Raw genomic sequence first — 2,882 nt, forward strand, 5'->3', positions numbered from 1 at the left:
GACTGACCGGCGTGGAAGTCAAAGCCAGCTCGCGTTTTACCGAGGAACACTTCAAAAACCTGCGCTGGTTTGCCAGAAACTACCGCGGAGCAAAATTTTCCGGCATAGTTCTTTATACTGGAGAGCTGGCCATGTCTTTCAAAGACAATATGCACCTCGTGCCGATCAATAATTTGTGGGAGTGATCCGAATATTCAAACCACTCCCTGGAGCCGGAAAAGCTTACCTCTCCGGCTTCAAGACACACGAGTTTAGTCCGCCAGCTCAAAAGAAAATATCAGCCTGCCGCTATTGCCAGCAATAACCCTTCCGCCAATATATATTTCAGACATAATAATAGGCCATTAGTAATGGCCTATATATGCCATTACTAATGGCCTACTTAAGTGAATTGGATAACAACGCCAAAACCCGCTTATCCCAGGCCGGTACAACCTCGATCCGGCGCCCGCCGCGCAGAACTATATCTCGAGTATCTTTGGTAATAATCAAGCCCCGCTTGCTCTTAAAAAAATCCAGCGCGGCCAGCAGACCGTTGATCTCGCGGTCGCGGTTATCCAGAGTAAGCTCCAGACAGACTTGCACGCACAGCGGAGAGCTCCCGTGCGGATCAACAATAAAATCACATTCGCCTGTTTTATCCGCAAAATAAAAAATATCCCGCGTCCGCCGCCGCAGTTCATTAAAGACAAAGTTTTCTAGCAGCCCGCCCAAATCGGGAGTAAACGAAATGGAAACGGAGCGCAGCAAACCGGTGTCGCCGACATACAATTTTTTGGGCGCTAGATTCTGTTTTTTTACCGACCAGGCAAAACGCGGTACCAGTTGCAGCAGATAAGCTTCTTCAAAATAAGACAGATATTCCAGCAGCGTGGTGTGCGAGCGCAGGCCGATCATGCCGGTCAATTTGCTGGGGGAAACCAAATGCGCCGCATTGGAAACCAGATAAACAAAAAGCCGCTTCAGGGAAGCCACATCCCGCAGGCCATAACGCACCGCTATATCGCGGTACAAAATATCCTGCTGCAGCTGGTTTAAGACTTCCGGTCTTTTAGTTTTTAGATACTCGGGAAAACCGCCGGATTGCAAATATTGATCCAGCGACCTCACTCCGGCTGGCCGTCCGGCAAAACGCAAAAATTCCCGATAAGAAAACGGGAATAATTCTTTGGTGATATGCCGCCCGGTCAATTTTGTGCCAAGTTCGCGGCTGAGCAAGGCGGCATTGGAGCCGGTCAGCAGCGTCTGAAAACCCTCGTCCAGCTTCTGCCGTACATAGGCTTCCCAGCGCGGCGCCATTTGAATTTCATCCAACAGCAATGTTTTGACACCGGACTCCAAGATCAAACTATCCAGCAGCGGAAAATCCCGCGTCGTAAAATCCGCCAGACGCAGGTCGTCAAAATTCAGATAAAAATACTTGCTCCGCAGCTGGCGCGCAAACTGCCGCAGGAGCGTGCTTTTGCCGCAACGGCGAATGCCGGTAATGATCAGGGCATAGGCCTGTATGTCCGGCAGATCCGGCAGAATATCCCGCGGCAGTTCCGCTGTCCGTTTGTCTATCTGCGCTCTCTGTGTCCGAATAACTTCGCGTAAATCTGTCAATTGCATAACAGAATTATACCAGATTTTCTAATAATAGGCCATTAGTAATGGCATATATATGCCATTACTAATGGCCTACTTTGCCAGCCAGCCAGTTCGCAAAAATAAATTTAACTGTATCGAGAATTGATTTTACCGCTGATACTTTACCGGCGCGCCGTCACGCTCCAGCGACTGCTGGGCAGCCAGCAGGGTCTTGAGCACGCGCATACTGTTCGCGCCGCCGCTGCGCACCGGCGCGCCTTTTTCACAGGCGGCAAGGAAATGCAGACACTCCTCGCGCAAGGGCTCGACTTCCGGACACTCCAGAACTTCCGCGCCTTCATCTATATAAGCAAAACGTTCATGCTCAAATTTTTTGCCCGGGTCATACGCGACACGCTTTTTGATAAATTGCACTTTGCCGTCCGCGGCCAGCTCGTCCATAATCAGCATGCCTTTTGTTCCGACCGCGATGGCCTTGCGGTCTTTGTACGGGTCAAGCCAGCTATTGTGAATATGCGCAATCTTGCCGGACGCAAATTTTATGGCCGTGAACACGACTTCGGCGGTTTTCTGCGGATAGAACCGCGCGGCCTGCGCGGAGATCACGGACGGCTGCTCGTCCAGCAAATAATACACCACCGAAATATCGTGCGTGCCCAGATCCCAGAGCACATTGCTCTCAAAGCGGATCGCGCCGAGACCCGTCCGTCGGCAGTATACCTGCTGCAATTCGCCGATCAGCCCATCCCGCACGGCCTGCCGCACGCGGTTGACGGCGCCGTGATAGAGCAGCAAATGACCTTCCATTAAAATCTTATTTTTTGCCGCGGCCAAATCTAGCAAGTCCTGCAGATCCTGCTGCTGGAGAACTATCGGCTTTTCGATATAGACATGTTTTCCAGACTCTAAAACCTTTTTGCCAATGGCAAAATGCGTCGCGGCCGGAGTGGCGATAACCACCGCGTCAATGCTGGGGTTTTGCAAAACGTCATCAATATTTTGCGTAATTTTCAGATCGGGATACAATTTCAAAGCGGCGTCAATATTGTTTTGGTCAAGCTCGCAGGCCAGCTTCAGCGAACCAAGCTGATAATGATTGCGCAGGAGATTTTTACCCCAGCGTCCGATACCGATTTGGGCGACATTGACCATAGGCGGCGATTATACTCCGGAAAGCGAAACATTAAAATACGGGGATTATGCTTTATCCCTCAAGTGTTATTTCCGGTCATTTTCTTAATATAGATCACCGCATAATAATCCGGCATGTTGTTGAAAACCGTGCCGGAGCC

3 protein-coding genes are annotated in these 2,882 nt (G+C 50.5%); 1 reads left to right on the forward strand and 2 read right to left on the reverse strand.

The features are described from left to right. Positions 1–185 (forward strand): AAA family ATPase (locus tag LBJ25_03695; protein ID MDR1453061.1); only part of this gene is annotated, 185 nt, incomplete at its 5' end. A gap of 193 nt (positions 186–378) precedes the next feature. Here LBJ25_03695 and LBJ25_03700 read toward each other — a convergent pair. Together LBJ25_03700 and LBJ25_03705 are read right to left on the reverse strand one after the other, a co-directional pair. Beyond that, positions 379–1,611, reverse strand: coding sequence for an ATP-binding protein (locus tag LBJ25_03700; protein ID MDR1453062.1), 1,233 nt, complete (start codon positions 1,609–1,611; stop codon positions 379–381). Between the two features lie 126 nt (positions 1,612–1,737). After that, positions 1,738–2,742, reverse strand: coding sequence for a Gfo/Idh/MocA family oxidoreductase (locus tag LBJ25_03705; GenBank protein MDR1453063.1), 1,005 nt, complete (start codon positions 2,740–2,742; stop codon positions 1,738–1,740). Between the last annotated feature and the right edge of the window lie 140 nt (positions 2,743–2,882).

The organism is Candidatus Margulisiibacteriota bacterium, assembly GCA_031268855.1.
In the GTDB taxonomy this organism is placed as follows: domain Bacteria; phylum Margulisbacteria; class Termititenacia; order Termititenacales; family Termititenacaceae; genus Termititenax.

Coding starts and splice junctions, on each gene's coding strand:
- LBJ25_03700 (MDR1453062.1), bottom strand. CDS start 1,611: ATGCAATTGACAGATTTACGCGAAGTTATTCGGACACAGAGAGCGCAG.
- LBJ25_03705 (MDR1453063.1), bottom strand. CDS start 2,742: ATGGTCAATGTCGCCCAAATCGGTATCGGACGCTGGGGTAAAAATCTC.